This window comes from Synechococcus sp. Cu2B8-bc1011 (assembly GCF_047302735.1).
GTDB lineage: Bacteria > Cyanobacteriota > Cyanobacteriia > PCC-6307 > Cyanobiaceae > Synechococcus_C.
Genome location: NZ_CP138915.1, coordinates 87363 through 106106 on the forward strand (window position 1 = coordinate 87363; position 18744 = coordinate 106106).

The window sequence follows — 18744 nt, forward strand, 5'->3', positions numbered from 1 at the left end:
GGATCTCAACAAAAACCCGCTCGAGGCGGGGCATGATGATTTCACCAGGAAGGCTAAGACCATGGAGGACAGACCGAAAGATAGACAACACCCACAAGGAGCACAGGAAGCTGCCTGCACTGAATATCACAACTAAGAGATTTATTTACAGGGGAAAGCCAGTACGTTTCCTTTCCATGCACTTTTCCCAGTGGGCTTGTAAAGGGGAAGATATGTGAGCATCACCTTGGGATTCTTGGCCGCCTTAAAGTTTTTATAACCCTTTTCTTTCGCAAGATTGTTCCACAAAGCATAGGCTTCTTTGACAGCTTTGTGAGGTTTATTAGAGACGGCTCCACGATTAAGAATTTTACTGGCACAAGCCGAAGGATTGGTCACTTTTTGGATGGATTGAGCATTTGCAAATGTTGTACTTGTAATCACACAAACAGATGTCACTGCAACAGCAATTCCGCTTAGCTTTGGCGTTTTCATGGATTTAGGGGGTGGTGGAAGCTTTCGCCTCCGGTGAACTCACCATCTCCGAATTCAGCAGTTCACTCGATAACCTGGCTCAACAGTGGCTGTGATTTCGCTCACAGGGTTCCTGTAGCTGGCTGCATTGGGCAGTTCTAGCTTTACTGGCAAGTCAGTAGGTCATAAAAAACCCCGCACCTGCGGGGGTTAGCGTTGCAACTAATTCAGCTAATGCTCAGCTTGCACGTGAAGCAAGCTTGGCTGGTGACAGATGAGCAGACGTGTAATCGATGCCCTCTGAATGGGCAGCAAAACTCCGCTGAGCATCATGAAGGCGTTGTGACTTCAGCTCTTTTTCTTTGATCAGAAGGAGGGTATTCATGGGAACGAACGACAGCGCCTCAAACCCCGTTGCTTGCTTGAGATCGAACTGCGTCCCTTTTGGGGGACCAACGTCTTTTAACAATACGGCAAGTTCTTGTATCGCAGAGAGTAGGAACCGAATCAGGGCTGGCGAAACAACCGAACTCAATCCCAATCAGAGCTCCGATCGAGGGCCAGACCGGCCGGGAAGTCGACAAGAACTGGATCAGGAACCATGGCTGAGATCCGCGGCAATGGTCCGATCACTTGGGCGTCTACCGGAAACATTGGAAGCGGAACCAGAGCAATTAACAGCCGCATCGCTTGATCAAGGATGGGACTGATGCAATCAGCTGGAATGAGGTGATCGGCATGAACTGACGGCTTCAAGTTCAATCAAACCATCGCCCGCCTTAACTGATATGAACAACATCTCATTGCCCCTTGAGATCCCAAACGGAAATGAGGACACAGTTCTCAAGTAATCGACGTTTGATCTATCGGTTGTGTGACCAAGGGATCACGCCAAAGAGCCCGATAAAGAGCCCACTGCGCGAGAACAGATAATCGTTTTTTCAATGCACTGAAAAACACTGCTTAGAGGTCGGGGCACCGTAGCTTCGAGACCAAATGTGTACACGGCAACCACAAAGCAATCAGAATTAACGAGCAAGAAAGATCTTCCTAGCAAACGCTATATATGGGGGCCGAAGGTATCAAGAAGGCACTTAATATGGTGCATAAAAGGGGCAAAAACAAGAATAAGCGCAGTGCCGAAAGATCTCGGCTTGGCCGCTTCCGACACTTGCCTGCTGAACGTTTGTCCCATCGATGAACAAGCTCGGGGGCGCCTAAACAAGCCAGCCTGATCTAGTCGCAGGTGGTTTTGGTGCAGCTCCGCGGTGAGGGCCAAAGCCCCGAAAAGCATCTAGACCGCCAGCCATATCGCGATGCATCGATGTCGCATCAGTCGTGCTCTACAACCGAGCTTGAGCACACCATTCCCACTATTGGTGGTTTTGCCATGGAAGGCAATGCGCGATTTGACCGATGGCAAGAAGCGTTCAACGGATAGAAAATGTGTGCATCGAGATCGGAGGAGCTAATGACAGTCGACACTCCACCAGCGCAGATCGCAGAAGCAGACTGACTTTCTGGCCCCTGCTCCAACAGTCTCAACAATGACCTGGGTTGGTCGATTGGTAGGTACACATCAGATACGTCACGCCATCGACGCTCCGCTTGCACCGCCCTAGGTGCCCTAGGAGAAACAGACCCAACACCTAGAGCAAATGGCCCCAGGACGCCTCTAGCCAGATGCTTCGACCCCTCATCTTTTCCGTAGTGATGGGTTGATCCATGCATAAACGAGCGAGTTAGGCCGTCTTTCCACTCGGAAGGGCGGCCTTCCTCTTGGTTTGTTGCGCTGGGGCTCTGTCTCGTTGTTGGAGTGGATTGAAGACAACGATCTGCTCTGGATCCACGCGCTGAAAAGGTCTAGTGGAAAGGAGAAGGACACAATCAATATTGGTGCCAGGACACCTCCTGCAGAGGCTTGCTGACCTCAGATCGGTTGAAGGGCACTGATGAAGAAACGGCTGTGGGAATTGATTGCTGCCCCGTTTAGCGAGTCAAGCCGTACCAGCGAACTGAGGGTCCGGCGCATGGAGGGTTTGAGGTCTTGCGGCAAACTGCTCTTCGAAGGTCAGCAAACCAGTCATGGAGCCATCTTGAAAAGGAGCCAACGCTGGGGAGCAGTGGTTCAACCTCACACACCAAGGCGGAGGACTGGAGAACCTCTGCTTTTTTGTGTTTGAGTGGTTTGGCGGAAATGCGTTCAACTGTGTTCTTTATTGACAATGATTTAATACATTCCATTCTTATAGTTCCCCATCACCCACCCCGTTAGGCATCTGCCCTACGGGGTCTTTTTATGGCTCAACATAGTGCTCCGCAGCAGCGCATTGAACAGCAACTCAACTCACCAAACAAAAGGAAGTACGAAAACCTTGGGATTTGACAGACCTATGGGACAACCTTTGAAGGAAGCAAGACAGGACAACTGAAATTCGACCCCCATTAGCGGCATTACAGCGATGGAGCTCCGATCCAAGGGGCTGTATTTGAGCAAATGCACGCTGACCAGATGGAGCAACCACTGGGGACTGACGGCGAGCCCCAAAGAAGAAATAGAAGTCGCCATATCACTTTGCCATTAATGTTATCGAGGCTTGCAGTACACGAATTCCTCCAAGCAACTTTAATCAACTATGAATAAATCATTTACCTAGATAGCGAACAGCCCAGACCTGAGTAATCTTAAAATAACCAAGAGCTTCAAATGCCCTACCAATTGCGCAAGATATTGACTCTTGCCTTGCTTGCATGTGGCGCTGGAGCGATTTCGCTGGCTGCTCCAGCTCATGCTGAATACTGCAATAACGAAGGGAGGCAGGCTTGGTGTGGCGGCGGTAACACCGCAGGGAATGTTATTGATCAAATGAGTTGCTCGCCATTTGCTTACAAGCCATGGAGCTTTAACAATCAAAGCGGAGTCGGAAACCCCAACAAAAAAAATAATTTTTGTATGTCACCTACGGTCAAAGATATAGCTGGCGGACCATATCAATCTCAGGCCTGGATGTATCAAAGGGGTGATGGTCATAAAGACACTAGTTATTGGGTGTTTCACGGCTGCGATGGAGCCGGCATTATGCCAGATTGCAAAGGTGATGTTCTGTTCTTAGAGCGTTTTTACGGCTGGGCAAAAGACCAATCAACAGTCTGGTGCCAAGGTGAAAAGGGTGGACCAGCAATCAGGATCGACCAAGTGGCTTCGCGAACAAACGAGCCAAACTCCAACCGCAGACAATGTAAGTTCAAGCATCCAGGGACTGGCAAAATTTACGAGAATTACGAAGCTGGCATGTGGCAATGGGGAAATGGTTCAACTCAAATCGATTTGAGTAATTTTACATCGGCGGCAACAGGAGGTTGGTCTCAACGTGCAGAGAATGCAGTTACCTCCGTTCGAAATCCTTTTCCTAACAGCAAAGGGCCAGTTCTTTATATGATGACATTTCCTTGGGTATGCACAGGAATCGACAAAGGAGGAGCCAGGCAAGGCGAAGGAGATGCGACTAATGGCTTGTTTACGCAAACCAATACTGCCGGCGTCAAGTGCTACTGGGACAATGAAAGCGGGGCCCCTGGTGAGGTCGAAGACAAGATAAAAAGTACTGGAAACAAATCATTACTGGACCCATATTGGCCACCACAAATGAATCTTTATTGGATGAATCTCATAACAGACAACGGCAAGAAATATCTTGACGTCAGAGGCTATACCTTAGACAACAACAGCATGACAATGAGATCATTAGGCCAATGGACCATAGAGCCATACGGAAGCCCTTGGTAAAATAAAATCAGATAGCAATTAAGTCCAGATTCCTAGAGAAAGAAATAACCCAAGAGATTTTTACATTTAAATAGCCCCCTCCCCATAATTGATCATTGACTTTTTTGTTAAAGCACGCTTGAACGTTCAAACCTTTATTTTGCCATATCGATTAATACAAATCATCTCAAGACGCATTTTCTCCTAACTGTTCCATTATGCGCCTATAAAATAGGTAAACTATCGTCAAAATCTTGGTTAGCTCAATGCGATCGATTCCTTTAGCAGCCTGCTTGGTTCTTGGCATGTTCAGCTTCACAGCAAGCCCCAGGGCTTCTGCCGAAATTGGAATTGATTTAAAGCTTGGAGGAGGGAAGCCTAGGCTTGAAATCAAAGATGACAATTCAGACTCAAACATAAACAACGATAATTCGTACTCAAACTCGAACAACGACAACTCAAATTCGAGTTCGAATGACGATAACTCAAATTCGGGTTCGAATGACGACAACTCTGACTCGAACAACAACAACTCGAGTTCGGACTCAAATGACGACAACTCTAACTCCAACAACTCATCTGTAGATGGGAATTACGACCCATGCTTCATACATACTGACTGCAAAGCTGGTGCTGGATATAGCAACAATACGGACAACAGCATGGGAGTGGGTTGGTATTGCAAAGACGGAAAACCCGTCAATACAAATACTAGTTTTGATAAATGCAATATTCGCAAGGGCTGTACAAGCGACAAAAACTATGTCGGCTATGTAGCGGATAGCAAAAGCTGGGAATGCCTAGAGAAGGCATACATCCACAAGGGTTGCTCTAGCACTCCAGGATTTTCAAGCGAAGGCTCGTTAGGTGCAGGGTGGTATTGCAGTGACAAAAAGCAAGTTAATCAATCAACTCAATTTGATCCAGCTGCAATTAAAACTGGCTGCTCCGAGCAAGGTTCAGGAATTAAATTTACGGATGGAATCTGGCGATGCAATTAACTCCTCTGCCTTCTTGAGCAATGGCAGAAGCCAAGAGCACTGAAGAGAAACAATGCAGAATAAAGTTTATGAATTGCTCTAACAAGCCCCGCTCTTTGCTTTGTGGGTGGCCACTCACTGATGCCATTGGTTAATCTGGCCGTCTGAGATAGCGGCTAGCTAGCCGAATGACGACTGCCGTCCATGACACCGGCAGGAGCTAAATACAAGTTTCCTTGCCCGCCCAAATTTGAGAAGATTGGCATCAAGTTGCGCCAAGTTTAAGAAGAGCTAATTGGCATCCGTAAGAGACATTAGTGTTAAACCTGATCTACAGACTCAAAGTTTAGGCATAGCCAATCATTAACGAAATTGGAAACCATTAGTGGTCGTTCCCAAATCAAATTATGCCCACATGATTCGAGAATCACTGTTTGGAATATGGCCTGGTCTTCCAATAATTTAAATTGATCAACTGGAGTTAGTAGTTTATCTAAGGCCCCCGCAATCGCAAGTGAAGGGCATTGAATATCAGGTATACAGTGACTTACATTTGGATTTTCAAGGATGGCATTAGTTTGCCTAAGGAAGATCTCAGGACCTACACGATTAACCATTGAAACCCAGCGATCAGCCATAGCATCTTGTGTTTGCTGACGCACAAATCCTTCAGCCACAATTGATCTTAGTGAATCCAATGTTTGACCAGACTGAATTTTTTTGCGAAGACTTTTGATGATCTCAAGATATTGAGTAGGCGCCTCTGTCCATGAAGAAATCAAAATCATGCCCTTAAGGTTAGATCTCAACCGACTTGCCACTGCCTGTGCAACCCAGCCTCCCATTGAAAAACCAACCAAAAGAAGTTCTGAATCCTGAAATTTATTCTCGATTTTGTGAACCATTTCTTCTAATGAGGTTTCTGTCGTGAATATCATGCGCTTCGTATGCTTAATGCAAGGATGACCATTTAGAGCATTATCTAATTCCAACATAGAATCAAGATCACAGCCAAATCCAGGCAGCATTAGCGCTATTAATTCAGAGTCGCACGAGACCATCTCAATTCAATCCTATAAAAAAGACTATTGTGATACCCATGCCAGCAGATAACTTCCAAAGTGCTGCATCTCTATGGTACATAATAAGAGCTAATGCACATTGATGCGGCTAAAATTGTGAGCTTAATCGTACCAGGCATTCGACGAGCAATGTCAAGCACTACGGAGCAACACAATGAAGATGGAATTGATCGCTGCGAATTAGCCAAAAACGACTGATTTTGCTAATCAATAGGAGGACACCACTACGTTGGCATCATGAGTATCTTGGCGATGATTTCACTATTGGCAGGTGGTGCCATTGCTGGAGCGCTGAACACCCTTGCGAGCAGTGGGTCAGCTATTACTCTGCCACTCTTAATTTTATTGGGGATTCCACCTGGAATCGCTAATGGAACTAACAGGTTATCAGTTTTGTTAGGGTCATTGTCAGCTGTGTTGAGTTTTCAGCAGACTAGATCTATCCCTTGGAAGAAAACATTTAGACTATCAATCCCCCTTGCAGCAGGTGCAATTCTCGGGGCTGGCTTTGCAACTCAACTGAATGACAATAAAATCCAAATGGTCATCAATGTTGCGATAGGGCTTGCATTGGTTGTTCTTGTCATTGGCTCTAAACGTTTTATCAACAAAACCAGTACAAATCAAAAGCCAGAAAGTCTTTACATAACTCCTGCTCTTGCTTTAGTTGGATTTTGGACCGGATTTATAGTTCTAGATTCTGCCACATACATGATACTTGCATTGGTAATGCTTGGGTCAATGGATGTCACTCAAGCCAATCCAATCAAGGCCGTATTCTTATTAATAGCCTGTATGCTGTCCATACCAATCTTTTTTTTGCAGGGGCAAATTGCATGGGCTCCTGGAATCATTCTGGCCATCGGGAGCTCTGCTGGCTCATGGTGGGCAGCCAGAATTGCCATTCAGCCATGGATTAAGCGATGGGTGTATTTGCTATTAGTCGGGATAGTAATCCTTGAATTAACTGTAATGGTCGCATTGTAATCAATGCATCCAATCTGTGGACAAATCACTATTCAACCGACTAGAAAATTTGAAGCCGTTGAAAGCAATCATGGGGTTTCAGAACATCATTTCTTAAAATACAGAACACTTCTAATGTTGATTGAAGCAGCCCTTGCAGGCCGCTATCGTCGGCCATTAGCCGGAGGCAGTAGGGGGTTAACTTAATTTCTGAAAGCAATGCTTAGGGCAAACGGCGAAACGATTGGCGCAGTCCGTGAATGAGAGTGTTGAGGTTGAGAGCAAGATCGCTGGGTTCTTCATGGAGACAGCTGATTGTGCTCGCTGCGGTTCAGACGATGACATGGATTCTTCCACCACAGTGGTAACAGGTCTAAGCACCTAGACCGCGGATGAGGGTGATCGTGAGATCGACGATCTGTCGGACGAGGCTCAAGACCGGGATTGGTGGATGGGTCACGGATCCCAGCATCCGCAACCTCTGTCAAATGGCTGATGTGGACTACGCTGCGATCCGATAGGTCAATACCGAGCTTGTGACCCAAATTCTTCCTAGTTGCTATAACTATTGATAGCGCTGGCTTTTAAGACATGAGTGGCTATTGGACAAACCGCATGACCGTTCCTGTCGTACGTGCGAAAGAGTTTGCAGAGCTATCAGCTTGCTATCAAGAAGCACTGAAGGACCGAGGTGCACTGGATTGCACCTACAAGCTTTGGTCTGAAATGACTCCTGCCGAGAAAGCCAAAGTCACTAAAAATCTGCCGAGCACAGCTAATAACTGGTATGTGAATTGATTGGATAGCTACAATCTACTAGTTCTGGTAAAAGAAGGAAGACTGATTATTATATCCTTGATAGTTCACCTATCTCATACTTACAGGATGAGAAAAGGTCCTAAACGATTAACCATTGATTAATACACAAGGCAGTGGTCTCCCTATTGATTTTTGTGCTTCCCGAAGACAACTGGCACGATGAAATCAACAAAGAGCCTGAATGTCATCAATAGGCGACGACTACTGAAGCGACCCCCCACTTTCAACAAAATCCCCACTCGTGGGCATGTCAATAGATATTCGAACTGGGAGGTTGATATTGATTGGAATTATATCAACCTCTTAAAAAATCAAAAAAGCTTGATATTAATAGAAGGTTTGGATGGTGCAGTCTTGGCAGGACTATTGGATCCTTGACTTGGATTGCCTGTTTTCTTGGATGAATCCTGATAACAGCTTGTGGTGACAGCTTGATCTCCAGCCAGTACATCACGGAAACTAGTATTTAGATTGATTGTTGAGGGATCAAGCATTACAGCTTGAGTTGCAAGTACTGCATATTTTCCTTTTGGTGTGCCATCTACGATTGTTCCTTTTGGGGGAGCCCATGTGGCCGAAAATGTTCCACGGGTTACATTAGTTCGAATAGGTTCTTCGCAATATCCTGCTTTTGTAAGGTCGGCACGAATCATCGACAAAAGGCTCTCTAACGTTGTTTTCTTATATTGACTATTGAGCGAAAGTTGTCCAACCGTATTGGCACTAAATATGGTTTGAGAGTTTTTCTGTAAAGACGAAGGCAGGGTATTCAGAAGACGCTTAGCTGATTCGGCGTGAGCTACAGGTAAAAAACCGAATGAAGCAGCAAGAAAAGCAAGAAGAGTCGCTCTTTTCATCATCAGCACAATGCAGACCTTTTTTATAGCCATGACTGGCAAAAGAGTCACTAAACAAAGACCATTTTTTAAGACGATCAACATGGTGAGTCATGGCTGCTCCGCTGCTCTATCCCCCCCCCCAAAGGAGTAGAAGCTCACGCCCAGCTGCCACGCCATCAGCCTGCCCCTCTCCAATTCAACCAATAAATCACCATCCACTCAGATTCGACCTCTGTAACGGCATCCATTCCAAGCTCTTCAATGGCGAGCATGAGGCAAGTCTTTTTCTATCTACTTGATTAGCTCTTAGTGCCATCAACAGCTTTAGCAGGAGAGCCAGCATCATCTGAGTGTTAAGGGTTATTGGTTGAGGGCAGACGCTTAAAGCATTTCTCGCTGATAAAAAACCCCGCTCGTGGCGGGGTCGCTAAAATCTTCTTCACAAAATACTAATGATCCGACGAAGGCTCCAGTGAATTAAAAGAAGCGATTGTTCTTCACTCTCTAATCTAATGACTAGATGTTTTATTTTTAAATTTAGCAAATCTTGAAAGAGGGCGACTCGAAGACGATGCTTCATCGACTTCACAAAATACCCCTCCGTTTGGGGTTGAGCCAACTCCACCATCGTCATTCTCGCAGAGTGTGACAAACTCATCACATCGGCTGCTGCCTGCAGGTGTGCATTCCGCGTAGTCACGTGTGCGCGCTACATGATTGGCATTTTTAATAACGCCAACGCTTAATGCATTTCCTCTACTTGGCCTAGGGGTAAGACGTCTTGTTTGGGCACTTGCAAGACTAGAGAAATCAGCCGTCATGATAAGCAATAAAAAGCCAAGTGCTGTTTTTGTTGCCAATAATGATGAATTCATTTGCTTGAGATGTTGTTAAATGTTGGAGGCTTTCGCCTCCTTGCATTCACCATCGCCGGGCTAATCGTTTATTGCATTGATAACAATCAATAGCTTGCGTGATTTTGCTCACAGGGTTCCAGTAACCCTGCTGCATCTAGCAATTTCAGCTTTGATTAATCAATGAACTGTGTCGTAGGCATACCTTCAACAGAAGCAACTGTGACCCAAATAACTGTTGGCTTTTCGCCTACATTCTCAACAAAGTGAGGCTCATTAGCACCTTCCACAAAAGCCTCACCTGGCTTAAAAACAGTTTTAATCTCACTTCCATCTGGCTTTACCCGGGTATTGAGCAAAGAACCAGACTCGACACCTTGCACATAAACCATCATGGGCGCGGAATGCGTATGAAGGGGAATTGTTCCACCAGCAGGAATTTCAACACGGTAAAGGCGCAACTCAGGCTTACCATCTGGGTACTTGATAGGAGTTCCATTCAGCGTTTGAGAGCTTTTGAAAACTTCCTGAATGACTGGCTTGACTGACGTTGCGGAAGGATCAATTTTCTTGTCAGGACTGCAAGCAACTATTGCCAAAGCGATTGTGCCCAATGCACATAGGCGCTTCATAGACATGCCATGTCTCATAACTGTTTGGCTCAATTCATCGCAACTTTACTTACGACAGAACTGGGCATTAACCCAGCCGCAAAGAAGAACTGTGGCCAAGCTCAGCAGCAACGTCATGACCTGTCGTCCCAGATGAACTCTGTCCGAGGATTGCTTGAAACGTGAAGACACCGACACCTCTTCTGATCGCATGGGTGGCGCTGGCACGGCGGCACCGGTGCGGCCCAATGACTCGAATAGCTCCAGCGTTGCGAAGCTGACGCGGATGATGCGGGGCTTGTTGCCCTTGCCCAAGAGCCGAATGTCCTCGCCATCCTCCAACCGCCCAATGAGCTGCCAACAGAGGCGACACAACTCAAAGACGCGTCAGCCAACAAAGAAGACCCACGCACGATCACGTCATCCCACGCCGCGATAGCCGAACCGTTTACCTTTATTTTTTTACACCAAGAACTGATGTCAGATCAGACTCAGATAGCGGCTTGGCCAGCTTTGGTGCCGACATTCCTGTTCTTCGGGGGATTGGTTTCCGCAGCTCTCTTGACACAGCTCATCTCTTAGCCTCGCGAGGCCAAGCGGCAGAATGTGCTTTGAAGGCATCGGTCTTGTTTGGTAAGACCTGTGTCTATCTATTCATCCCTAAAAAGCCGACTAAGCGCCGAAAGTAGAGCGATGAAACTCGAAGCCTCATTTTTGGAAGATGCTTACCCAGGTGTTGACTTCTGGGAGGTTGACAAGACCTTTGAACTGAAGGTCAGGGTGATCGCTGAGGCTGAGACGCCAGAAGAGGAGCCATCAGTCTCGTTTGCCAGAGCCGTCCTTGATAAAAAACTGATAGGTGATGTCGAGTTGCCGGACGAGGTCAACCGATGGCTTGCGGACTATTTTAAGCGGCATCCAGAAGCAGCAGATGTCTTTGATGAGATGTGCAAAGAGCTGGTGTTCAAGACTGGTGGCAAAATTGCCGTGGATGGAGCGACAAAGGGATCAAATAAAGCCATTGAAGAAAACGACCGCATAAGCCTCAGGCTCAAAGCCATGGGTCTTGATGGTGGTGACGACGGATAAGAGTTGAGAGGTGGCCTGCCGCCTAGACAAGATTATTGGAATTGTTTTAGTTAGACGGCTGAGTCTGCAATACAAAAACCCACTCGAAGCGGAGCGAGTGAATAGCTGGTCCGGAGATGAAGGTGGATAATCGACCTCATCCTGGATCAACGCAAAGGCTTAGAAACGGAACCGTAAGTAACGACAAAAAATCAAGCTTCTTTCGCCACCAACCAGTAAAGCTGATCGATGCAAGAGGAATGATTCGTTGTTTGCTTGGTATTTCTGCACACTTGATTGAAGATAGTCCAACACCTTTCGCGCTCGATGACCTAGCTATCCTTATGTCGCTGAATATCAATACACCAATGTTTACTATTTTGTTTTTCGCCTATCTCTCTTCGGTTGTTGTGATTGGATATATCTTCTCAAAAGCAATGGCCTGACGCAAACTGATGAGATGGCATGAAAAACTAAAGACGTGCTCTGGCTTAGAGGATTACTTGAAATGAAGGTTGACTGCTCTTAAACTTGTGATGCAGCACAGCCGGGTGAGATTGGTCGACTGATCAAGTGAACTGAATGATTGTTGACATCAGATCGAATCAAGCTTCAGCGTATTGACGGCAAAACTCTTCTAACACCGCAAGAAATTCTGATTCCTCTGGTGGATCATCAAACCGTGTAGCGCATTGCACACAAAACCTGATCCAGGTATTGGCTGGTGTATCGCCTGCAGCGATGACCAAGGAATAGGCCTTGTCGAATTCGGCACCATCCTTCAGAAGCTCCCCGATGCATTGATAAAGCGCCTCCATGCCGTCAACTTGTGGATCAGCGAAAACAGCGCGGATTTTTTGTTTAGTTGCCATTGATGTGATGCTTAAAGAACGCTGATTAAGCCTTTGCTGGACTACACGAACAACAGGCATAGGCATTAATTAGCAATGATCAATAACCACCTGGCTCACGGGCTGGCTTCTGCCAGAACACGTTCAGGGTGTATTGACCCTCTCGAGTGAAGGAGATGCGCTCTGACTTGTTATCGCGCTGGTAGGTCTTGCCCTGCTCAGCAGCTGAGAAGGCGAACTTGTAATAGTTGAAGTCGTCCACGTAAACGTTTCCTTGGTACTGACTGAAGGTGCAAGGGCCCTCGATCATTGGCACAGCCATGTGCATTCTTTTGACGGTCTCTTCATGCCAAGCCAGGGTGCAATAGGCCTTGGTGCTATCAGCCATGGCGACTGGCGGATCAAATGGCTCACTAACTGCGAAGAGCGCAGCAGCTGATGCAATGCCAGTGAATGTGGTGCGGATCATTGTTGTGGTTATGAGTCATCTAGTCCATGGCCACTGATTGGCGTATCGCCAATAGACCTGGGTATGTATCGCCGCCGTAGCAACTGCTGATCGCGACCACCGGCCAGCACAGGGACGACTGTAAACGCCACAAACAAAGAAAACCCCCGCCGAAGGCAGGGGTTCGTGGCTTCTTGTTAGGCGTGTTGCCTAGTTTCCACTCCGTGAAGAAGCCCTCCTCACGAATCAATCATCCCTCAGAAATTCCACTGAGCAAGGCCCTTTTGCCTGAGTTCATTGTTTAATACGACCTATCCCGTAACCGACTACCAACCCAAAGGCGCCGGAAAGAGTGCCAGCGCTCAGCGAATCGATATTGTCATTATTGAGAAATTTGATCATTGGGAGCAGAAAAGAAGCAGCAACCAGTGCAACAACGCCTATCAGTACTGCATCTAAATGCGGCTGCTTGCGATTCACTCTTGCAATGCGACTTTCTTCTGCGGGTGGCGCAGCTTTTGCATTCAGCCGCTCTTCATTGCAAGGAATGCACAAACCGAAGCACCTATTAACCAGTACCACTGTCCTGTTTGACCAGTTGCAGCACCAAAGAGTCCGCATCCAACCCACAGCCAAGTCTTTCTTCGACTTGTTGTCTTGCTCATTGGATTGACCTGACTTGCCTCAAGCTTGCCCAGTAGGTGCCCAGAGCTTGCAAGTGTTGGTCAGGTTCTGCCCCTACTGGAACCACTGAGCCTGCCTCCATGGATCTTGGTGTCCAGCAATCATCAGATCATTCAACGCTGCAGTGGTGTTTTGCTTGTCGTCGCGTTTTCACTCAAAGAGCCTCTGGATGAACTTGTAGGCGGTAACCCCAACGCGATCGATGTTTGACCGAGCGATTGTGTTAATAATGGATTACGCCAAAGAGCTTGACAAAGAGCCCACTGCGCGAGAACAGATAACTGTTTTTTTCAATGAATCGAAAAACATTGCCCACCGAGAGGGGGCACTCAGCTTCAAGACCCAACATGTCCAAAACAACCAAACAGCAACCAGAATTAATCACCTGGGAAGAGCTATTCGGAAAACGCTAAATATGGTGCCTGAAGGTGACGAGAAAGTACTAAATATGGTGCTTACAAGTCAAATGTCATCGCCTCCCTTGCCTCTGTTTTGATTGCCTCCTGCTACGGCGGCGACACCTGTCGCAGCAACACCGGATCAGCCATCAGACGCATCACGGTAGACCGCCGCTATGGCCGCATCGTGGCTGAGCTGTTTGTGGATGGCTCAACCGTGCAGTGGTCGTGAATCAAGTTTTCGGCAATTCTTGATGGACTGCTTCCAAAGGCGATCATCCGCGCTGGCACATTCCGCACAACTGGGAATTTGAGCAAGATGCGAAGCAGCAAAGACAACCTGAAGGGTTCGGCACCGTTGAGAGCGTTCTTAATGATGCGGTTCTGAACCATGGTCTGGAACCCCTGAATCGTGTGAACGGCCCCCTCCCGCTGCAATTGCACAGTCGCCAACTGATCTAAGCCGATGGATTCCCGTCTCAGCGGTTCTGTCAGCAGATTTGCAGCCGAGATCGCATCCTGAATCGCCACATTGATTCCTACCCCTCCGATTGGGGACATCACATGGGCAGCATCGCCGATCAGCAGAAGCCCTGGCTGATGCCACGTCTTCACGAAACTGGATTCAACGGATAAAACCACAATCTGTTTCCAGGTCTGCAGCACATGCACCCGATCTGCAAGCCAAGGCACGTGGCGACTCAGATCCGTGCGGAAGGCGTCAAGCCCAGCGGCCTTAGTGGCCGCAAACTGTCCTTTTAAGAGCACATAACCCACCTGCCACTCCTGGGCACGTTCCAGAAGCACAACCAAATGCCCTCCGCCAACATGGAAACGGAACTGATCATGGGGATCGTCTGACCTGCGAGGCACACGAAACCAAAGCACATCCATCGGTGGTGAGGTTCTCTGCAATTCAGCACCGCAGAGACTGCGAACCTTGGAAAATCGCCCATCTGCTCCCACCGTGAGAGTGGCACGAACCTCATGCAGTGCATGCTGCCGATCCCTGTAGCGCACTCCATGAGTGGAGCCTCTCTCCTGAATGAGTTCCTCGACCCGAGCCCCCATGACCAGCTCGAAACCGGAATAGCGGCTGGCCTCCCCAGCGATGCATTGAAGAAACTCAACTTGCGGAAGCACCGCGACAAACGGGTAGCGCGTGTTCAGGCGACGAAAATCGGCAAAATTGGTAACGATTCCCTCAGAACACAGCTGGGCCATCTCCATTCGGCCATGTGGAATCTCAAGAACACGATCAGCCAGGCCGATCTGATCGAGGGCCTCAAGAATCGCGGGGTGAATCGTGTCTCCACGGAAATCGCGATCGAAGTCGAGCTGCGACTCCAACACCGTGACCTTGATCCCCTGTCGAGCCAACAAAAGAGCAAACATCAGTCCGGCAGGCCCGCCCCCCACAACGCAGCAATGAGCAATGCGATGCTCGATGACGTTGTGACCCATGCCAAATCGATCAACTCACAACTGCATCATGAGCCGAAAAGCTTGCGGTGGAATTTTGCCAATTGCTCAGGTCATCCGTTGATTCAATGCTGCATCCATCTGCCGAGACATATTTGGCAAGACCCTCTCAGCCTTCACTCAGGCGCAATGCGTTCTAAGCAAGTGAAAATTGAGACGTCGAAAGCAAGACACCTTGGGAGGAGTTAGCACCCTCCCATTTTTATGACCGTCAAACCGTCGTTAAAGATTTGCGGGATTGCGTCTAACTGCGGGTTCAAGGTCAGCGAACAATCACCCGAGCCATCTTGAAAGTGAGCCAACGCTGGGGAGCAGTGGTTCAAACTCACACCACCAAGACAGAGGATTAAACCCCTCTGTTTTTTATGCCCTTGAACGAAGATGAGTATGTATCACTAGGGACAGAGACGCACTCACACGCTTGTATTGGCGAGGGTCAGGATGTTGGGAGGCATCCTATGTTGAACGGTCGGCTGCAGGGGCGGGCGTCCGTTCTTTTTTATGGCTCAACGGCATCACCGCACACAGGTATCGCCTGTCTTCGGCTGCCATTGGCCTGTCGCCATGAAAAAGGCCCCCTTGCGCGGAGGCCTTTCCTTTGCGGATCCTGCTCAAAGGTCGCTTCAACTAACTTAATACCCTCGTAACGGTTTGTAAAGCCAGCTGGCTAGTGTCCGCTTGCTAAGGATCTGCAAATGAACCACTCCCCAAATATCGCTTTCTTTGGCGGCACTGTGATCATCGCGATCATGGTCATGTCGGCCTTCGCAAACCTGGCAAACGCCTAAGCGACCGCCAGCGTTTTCAGCGGGTTCCTCCCCGAGCAATTGGCGCTGTTGTGCTGCTCAAAAAAAAGGGCGGCTTCCCAGACCACCCTCTTCTGCGACGCATCACCAAGGACCACCTCCTTGGATGCGGAGACTGTCACGCAGCCTCACGAATTTTTTTGTAGGAATAATTACCTAAACCTCCCCGAAGTCAGTGGTTCAAAGCAATCGATCCAATGACCGCAAGACCTGCGTTATTTCATTTGCATTGCCCCAAGAGATTCACCCGACATCCACATTTGAGACCTGAAACAGCGAGTTCAGTCGTGGATCCCTTGGGCGATAAAGCAAACATCACGATCAAAAAAAGGGGCGATCTAAAAATGTGGCACCTTTCTCAATCCGCCATAGCAGTAAAAGCATGCCGACGAAGAGAGTGGCGAATGGCGTGAGATAGGAGAAGAAATCCGGAACAGGCCCAATCATCCTCAAACGTTTCAACTTTTTTGCCAATACCCACCTTCACAGCACAATATCAACCCATTCCCGCAATGCTGAAGAGACCTTTTGACACTACAATTAAAACAAAAACAGAGGTGAATAGAATCAGATTAATACCAGCTAGATCAAAGATTTTCGGGCTATCCCAAACTTCAATCGCTAATTCATTTGGCTCAGGCTCACGATCCCAATAACCAAAGACAAAACCACGTTTGGCATAAAATTTTCCTTTCGATGGCTTAACAGAGACGTATCCGTGTTGCTCTATCGCTAGATTTTGAGTATCGATTTTGGATGATTCATTGTTTAGCAAATCTTGAATCCACCTTGCGTGCGCAACGGCTCCTATGACGACCCAGAAAATTAAACTTGAACCCGCCAATCCAGAAAGTAGCTCAATTGCACCCATAACTGCATGCTTGAATTAGTCATGCAGTATGAGCTGGGCACCACCAGCAGTATGTTTATTTTTTACTAGGCATGTACGTGAAATGAACATATTGCGAATTCAACCGCTCACGATTCCACGATTGTATGAATTGCTCATTAATTCGATTCATTTGTCATCCTGTTTTGTAAATCGTGGAGAGATTCAGATCTAATTCGCTCCCCCCCCCATTCATGGCGGTTTTTATTTCTATGGGCTCATTAGCAAAGTGAAATCATTTAAAGCAATACGACGCGCATTTGTATTGCCATTCTCAGCCGCTTACGTGCTGTTGCTTGCGCTGGGTTCAGCTCTCCCCTCTTGATTCATTCATTGACTGGTCCAGTCAACCCTCTCATTGGCAACACCGTCTCGACAAAAGAGAACCCCTCAACAGTGCTTTTTGGGTTTGGAGAGCGGGCTCTAGTTGATTTGACTGAGTGAGTTGTTGATGGAGGAAGGCTTTTTATTCGATATTCATTCCATCCAACTGACTTATTGGATGGCACTTGACAGTTCGATGATGCGTTCGCAGCCACTTGCCCCCTCGCTTGTGGCTTTTTCTTGTCTTCTGTCATGACTGATCCCAACTGGTCCAACGCCCTCCTCATCGTCTCAAGATCCCCCGAGCCATAGACACCATTGATCGATGTCTTTGAGGGACTGTGACCAAACAGCTTGCAGATGGTCCTCTCGTTGATGCCCTTTCTGCGTAGACAGGATGCTGCCCAGTCACGTGTCGCCTTCGAGCTGACACCAATCACTCAGGAGCAGGGAAGAGAATCACAGCACCTAGCCTGCTTCTCTTAGCAAACCCAGGGGAACATCAAGCCTGAGTTATCGGCAGCATGGGAACCCTGGTCGGTTCGCTTTAGATCACAACGAACAGCTCTTTGACCCGCGTACAAATATAAATATGCGAGCAGCTAGACAGATCTATGAGGCTCAAGGATGAAATGCTTGGGGAGCTTTCAGCAACGGATCATACGAACAATTCATAAGGAGACAGATGCAACATTGAGATTGAGTTATTAGACAGAATGCAGATTTGATCTAAGCTTGAGTCGAAAGAAGGAACACACCCATCTGCATTAACATGACAACTACAAGCACAATCAAGGTTAAGATTAATGTTCCATTCAGCGAATGGGTCAAAGAATTTGATTCTGAGCTAACACTAGAACGCCACTCAGAATTTGGTATTCAGCCGTTGTTTCGTGGTGTGAGCCAATCAGATCCCAGTCAAGTCTTGATTGTTCACCAGCATCCCGAGGGGGCCGCAGAGAAGTTCATGGCTAAGTACGCAGATTGGATTGCAAGCCATGGCGTCATGCTTGAGACAGCAGAGGTTTCTACATGGTCAGCAGAGTAGAAACTTTATTCAATCCTAGAAAGTTAAGGCGGCAATATTTAAGCCTTTTTAGCAATGGCAGCTATCAGCCGTTCATCTAACGATAGCTGTCTTTTTGATGTGGCGGCGGTGGTTACTGCTGTAGATCATTCAAAAACTACCAACCTGAGGTGAAGTTGAGCGATCGATTTCAGGAGAAACAATAGCCTGACGCATAGCTATTTCAGAGTAAAAAGTTTGATGCCCTTGTCCTTACATTTGTTAATAAGTAAGATTTGATCCCCTACAAGCAAGTCAAAATCTCCAGCGCACCATTCTTGGTAGGTGCTACTCAGATCAAAGTCTGATGCATCGTTTACCCACAATGCAAAACCAGCTGGATCGTCAAACATCTCAA

21 protein-coding genes are annotated in these 18744 nt (G+C 47.5%); 8 read left to right on the plus strand and 13 right to left on the minus strand.

The window, feature by feature from the left end; genetic code table 11:
* Positions 1 to 141: 141 nt before the first annotated feature.
* The 3 genes from SIC18_RS00465 to SIC18_RS00475 form a co-directional block, all read right to left on the minus strand.
* Positions 142 to 474, minus strand: a complete 333-nt coding sequence (locus SIC18_RS00465) for a hypothetical protein (RefSeq protein WP_413429890.1) — start codon at positions 472 to 474, stop codon at positions 142 to 144.
* 217 nt (positions 475 to 691) lie between these two features.
* On the minus strand, positions 692 to 838 hold the full coding sequence (locus tag SIC18_RS00470) for a hypothetical protein (RefSeq protein WP_413429891.1): 147 nt from the start codon (positions 836 to 838) through the stop codon (positions 692 to 694).
* 146 nt (positions 839 to 984) lie between these two features.
* A complete protein-coding gene (locus SIC18_RS00475; protein ID WP_048347226.1) occupies positions 985 to 1209 on the minus strand; it encodes a hypothetical protein in 225 nt (74 codons plus the stop codon).
* A gap of 1951 nt (positions 1210 to 3160) precedes the next feature.
* Here SIC18_RS00475 and SIC18_RS00480 point away from each other — a divergent pair.
* Both SIC18_RS00480 and SIC18_RS00485 read left to right on the plus strand, forming a co-directional pair.
* Complete coding sequence (locus SIC18_RS00480) at positions 3161 to 4240, plus strand: hypothetical protein (protein WP_413429892.1); 1080 nt, start codon at positions 3161 to 3163, stop codon at positions 4238 to 4240.
* A 284-nt stretch (positions 4241 to 4524) separates the two neighbouring features.
* On the plus strand, positions 4525 to 5220 hold the full coding sequence (locus SIC18_RS00485; protein ID WP_413429893.1) for a hypothetical protein: 696 nt from the start codon (positions 4525 to 4527) through the stop codon (positions 5218 to 5220).
* Between the two features lie 299 nt (positions 5221 to 5519).
* Here SIC18_RS00485 and SIC18_RS00490 read toward each other — a convergent pair whose 3' ends face one another.
* Positions 5520 to 6227, minus strand: a complete 708-nt coding sequence (locus SIC18_RS00490; protein WP_413429894.1) for an alpha/beta fold hydrolase — start codon at positions 6225 to 6227, stop codon at positions 5520 to 5522.
* 291 nt (positions 6228 to 6518) lie between these two features.
* On the opposite strand from SIC18_RS00490, the gene SIC18_RS00495 reads away from it, so the two are divergent.
* Entirely contained in the window at positions 6519 to 7268 is a 750-nt protein-coding gene (locus tag SIC18_RS00495) for a sulfite exporter TauE/SafE family protein (protein WP_413429895.1), read from the plus strand.
* A gap of 594 nt (positions 7269 to 7862) precedes the next feature.
* Entirely contained in the window at positions 7863 to 8045 is a 183-nt protein-coding gene (locus tag SIC18_RS00500; protein WP_157028611.1) for a hypothetical protein, read from the plus strand.
* 332 nt (positions 8046 to 8377) lie between these two features.
* On the opposite strand, the gene SIC18_RS00505 is transcribed toward SIC18_RS00500, so the two are convergent.
* The 4 genes from SIC18_RS00505 to SIC18_RS00520 all read right to left on the minus strand — a co-directional run bounded on the left by SIC18_RS00505 (position 8378) and on the right by SIC18_RS00520 (position 10712).
* A complete protein-coding gene (locus SIC18_RS00505; RefSeq protein ID WP_413429896.1) occupies positions 8378 to 9007 on the minus strand; it encodes a hypothetical protein in 630 nt (209 codons plus the stop codon).
* Positions 9008 to 9414: 407 nt separating this feature from the next.
* Positions 9415 to 9780: a hypothetical protein gene (locus SIC18_RS00510; protein WP_413429897.1), complete on the minus strand. Its 366-nt coding sequence runs from the start codon at positions 9778 to 9780 to the stop codon at positions 9415 to 9417.
* Positions 9781 to 9935: 155 nt separating this feature from the next.
* Positions 9936 to 10397 carry a cupin domain-containing protein gene (locus SIC18_RS00515; RefSeq protein WP_413429898.1) on the minus strand — a complete coding sequence of 154 codons (462 nt, stop codon included), beginning with the start codon at positions 10395 to 10397 and terminating at the stop codon, positions 9936 to 9938.
* 39 nt (positions 10398 to 10436) lie between these two features.
* On the minus strand, positions 10437 to 10712 hold the full coding sequence (locus SIC18_RS00520; RefSeq protein ID WP_413429899.1) for a hypothetical protein: 276 nt from the start codon (positions 10710 to 10712) through the stop codon (positions 10437 to 10439).
* A 351-nt stretch (positions 10713 to 11063) separates the two neighbouring features.
* Between SIC18_RS00520 and SIC18_RS00525 the strand changes: the two genes are divergently transcribed.
* Together SIC18_RS00525 and SIC18_RS00530 are read left to right on the plus strand one after the other, a co-directional pair.
* Positions 11064 to 11459: a hypothetical protein gene (locus SIC18_RS00525; protein WP_413429900.1), complete on the plus strand. Its 396-nt coding sequence runs from the start codon at positions 11064 to 11066 to the stop codon at positions 11457 to 11459.
* 122 nt (positions 11460 to 11581) lie between these two features.
* The gene (locus SIC18_RS00530) at positions 11582 to 11884 is read left to right on the plus strand and encodes a hypothetical protein (RefSeq protein WP_413429901.1); all 303 of its coding nucleotides are present in this window, start codon (positions 11582 to 11584) and stop codon (positions 11882 to 11884) included.
* 159 nt (positions 11885 to 12043) lie between these two features.
* Here the strand turns inward: SIC18_RS00530 and SIC18_RS00535 are convergent, their stop codons facing one another.
* From SIC18_RS00535 to SIC18_RS00545, 3 genes are all read right to left on the minus strand, one after another.
* Positions 12044 to 12310: a hypothetical protein gene (locus SIC18_RS00535; RefSeq protein WP_413429902.1), complete on the minus strand. Its 267-nt coding sequence runs from the start codon at positions 12308 to 12310 to the stop codon at positions 12044 to 12046.
* Positions 12311 to 12389: 79 nt separating this feature from the next.
* Positions 12390 to 12758: a hypothetical protein gene (locus SIC18_RS00540; RefSeq protein WP_413429903.1), complete on the minus strand. Its 369-nt coding sequence runs from the start codon at positions 12756 to 12758 to the stop codon at positions 12390 to 12392.
* A gap of 273 nt (positions 12759 to 13031) precedes the next feature.
* Positions 13032 to 13217, minus strand: a complete 186-nt coding sequence (locus tag SIC18_RS00545; RefSeq protein WP_413429904.1) for a hypothetical protein — start codon at positions 13215 to 13217, stop codon at positions 13032 to 13034.
* Positions 13218 to 13427: 210 nt separating this feature from the next.
* Between SIC18_RS00545 and SIC18_RS00550 the strand changes: the two genes are divergently transcribed.
* Complete coding sequence (locus SIC18_RS00550; RefSeq protein ID WP_048347240.1) at positions 13428 to 13631, plus strand: hypothetical protein; 204 nt, start codon at positions 13428 to 13430, stop codon at positions 13629 to 13631.
* A gap of 362 nt (positions 13632 to 13993) precedes the next feature.
* Here the strand turns inward: SIC18_RS00550 and SIC18_RS00555 are convergent, their stop codons facing one another.
* Positions 13994 to 15283 (minus strand): FAD-dependent oxidoreductase, encoded by a 1290-nt coding sequence (locus tag SIC18_RS00555; protein WP_413429905.1) that lies wholly within the window; start codon positions 15281 to 15283, stop codon positions 13994 to 13996.
* A 1320-nt stretch (positions 15284 to 16603) separates the two neighbouring features.
* On the minus strand, positions 16604 to 16978 hold the full coding sequence (locus tag SIC18_RS00560; RefSeq protein ID WP_413429906.1) for a hypothetical protein: 375 nt from the start codon (positions 16976 to 16978) through the stop codon (positions 16604 to 16606).
* Positions 16979 to 18092: 1114 nt separating this feature from the next.
* Between SIC18_RS00560 and SIC18_RS00565 the strand changes: the two genes are divergently transcribed.
* Positions 18093 to 18368, plus strand: a complete 276-nt coding sequence (locus SIC18_RS00565; RefSeq protein WP_186523546.1) for a DUF3764 family protein — start codon at positions 18093 to 18095, stop codon at positions 18366 to 18368.
* The last annotated feature ends 376 nt before the right edge of the window (positions 18369 to 18744 follow it).

Excerpts from the sequence above, each read along its gene's own strand:
- SIC18_RS00465 (WP_413429890.1), bottom strand. The coding sequence starts at position 474 with ATGAAAACGCCAAAGCTAAGCGGAATTGCTGTTGCAGTGACATCTGTT.
- SIC18_RS00470 (WP_413429891.1), bottom strand. The coding sequence starts at position 838 with ATGAATACCCTCCTTCTGATCAAAGAAAAAGAGCTGAAGTCACAACGC.
- SIC18_RS00480 (WP_413429892.1), top strand. The coding sequence starts at position 3,161 with ATGCCCTACCAATTGCGCAAGATATTGACTCTTGCCTTGCTTGCATGT.
- SIC18_RS00485 (WP_413429893.1), top strand. The coding sequence starts at position 4,525 with ATGTTCAGCTTCACAGCAAGCCCCAGGGCTTCTGCCGAAATTGGAATT.
- SIC18_RS00490 (WP_413429894.1), bottom strand. The coding sequence starts at position 6,227 with ATGCTGCCTGGATTTGGCTGTGATCTTGATTCTATGTTGGAATTAGAT.
- SIC18_RS00495 (WP_413429895.1), top strand. The coding sequence starts at position 6,519 with ATGAGTATCTTGGCGATGATTTCACTATTGGCAGGTGGTGCCATTGCT.
- SIC18_RS00500 (WP_157028611.1), top strand. The coding sequence starts at position 7,863 with ATGACCGTTCCTGTCGTACGTGCGAAAGAGTTTGCAGAGCTATCAGCT.
- SIC18_RS00505 (WP_413429896.1), bottom strand. The coding sequence starts at position 9,007 with ATGTTGATCGTCTTAAAAAATGGTCTTTGTTTAGTGACTCTTTTGCCA.
- SIC18_RS00510 (WP_413429897.1), bottom strand. The coding sequence starts at position 9,780 with ATGAATTCATCATTATTGGCAACAAAAACAGCACTTGGCTTTTTATTG.
- SIC18_RS00515 (WP_413429898.1), bottom strand. The coding sequence starts at position 10,397 with ATGTCTATGAAGCGCCTATGTGCATTGGGCACAATCGCTTTGGCAATA.
- SIC18_RS00525 (WP_413429900.1), top strand. The coding sequence starts at position 11,064 with ATGAAACTCGAAGCCTCATTTTTGGAAGATGCTTACCCAGGTGTTGAC.
- SIC18_RS00535 (WP_413429902.1), bottom strand. The coding sequence starts at position 12,310 with ATGGCAACTAAACAAAAAATCCGCGCTGTTTTCGCTGATCCACAAGTT.
- SIC18_RS00540 (WP_413429903.1), bottom strand. The coding sequence starts at position 12,758 with ATGATCCGCACCACATTCACTGGCATTGCATCAGCTGCTGCGCTCTTC.
- SIC18_RS00555 (WP_413429905.1), bottom strand. The coding sequence starts at position 15,283 with ATGGGTCACAACGTCATCGAGCATCGCATTGCTCATTGCTGCGTTGTG.
- SIC18_RS00560 (WP_413429906.1), bottom strand. The coding sequence starts at position 16,978 with ATGGGTGCAATTGAGCTACTTTCTGGATTGGCGGGTTCAAGTTTAATT.
- SIC18_RS00565 (WP_186523546.1), top strand. The coding sequence starts at position 18,093 with ATGACAACTACAAGCACAATCAAGGTTAAGATTAATGTTCCATTCAGC.